The 1,033-nt window shown below is 42.0% G+C and carries 1 pseudogene; it reads right to left on the minus strand.

The window, feature by feature from the left end:
* Positions 1–199: 199 nt before the first annotated feature.
* Positions 200–1,033: pseudogene (locus AAE02nite_RS26470) on the minus strand (hypothetical protein); the annotation flags it as partial.

A 1,033-nucleotide genomic window follows, 5' to 3' on the forward strand; every position in this document is an offset into this window, starting at 1 on the left:
GTGAAAGGGGCGTAATTGTTATTAAGTTGTAAGTAAATTTGCTTCAAATTCTAAATAAATTTTTTAAAGTTTTCTGAATTAAATTTAAAAGAACTTCATTCTTCTGTAATCAAGCATGCTTAAGAAATTAAAACCTTTAGAAGGAGCATCGCCAACAGTCTCCTGTTAAGCGAACTCCTTCTTATTTGGTTTTCTTTACTTACTTTTTCTTAAGTAGCTTTACCGTGCTCACGCCAGTTATACTAACCTTACGAGCCAGGTACATGCTTTCAGCCATTCCTCTGCCATCAACCTCAACCCGGGTTATTTCCCCGGCTTTGGCTTTACCAGATTTAAGTTGCTTAATCATGGTTCCTTTTAGGTCGTAAAGGTTAATTACATAATCTTCATCAATCACCGATTTAAATTCTAAGGTTGTTCTATCTGAGAAAGGAATAGGGTAAGCGGCCATTTCGGTTTTCTTTACCGCTTCACTGCTTTCGGGTGCTTTGGCCGTTGGAATAGCTCGGATTGTGGTGGCAGTTGCTGTATTAGGGCAAGTAAATGCCGAAGAAGGACAGCCAGAACTATTAATTAGGTGAACCTGAAAGCCTGAACCCGCTGGTATGTTAGAAAAAGTAATTCTATTAGCGCTTACATCGGCAGCAGTTGCTGGATAAGGATTTAGAGCAGTTGTAGCCGGACTAATACCCGGAATGGAAGCTCCGTTTTTATCTAATACAATATATTTACCGCCTGCTACTATTGGTTTTAACGCGCTGCCAACCACAATACTAAATTTATTTTCGTCACAAGCTGGTGGTATATATTCAGCGAATGGCTGGTCCGCAAATGGATTAATAACAACCGTAACAGGTTCAATGTCACTACAAGCCGGCGTGCTGCTGGTAGAAGCTTTGATGTAATACGTACCACTGGTACTTACCGCACTTGGGTTAGCCAATGGCGTGGTGGCGGCCGCATTCGTCCAGTAACTCAAAGTCGTACCGGCTGGCAAGGTGCTGCCCGCTGTTACTGCGGCTGATGTTAGGTT

This window comes from Adhaeribacter aerolatus (assembly GCF_007991635.1).
GTDB classification, from domain to species: Bacteria; Bacteroidota; Bacteroidia; order Cytophagales; family Hymenobacteraceae; genus Adhaeribacter; species Adhaeribacter aerolatus.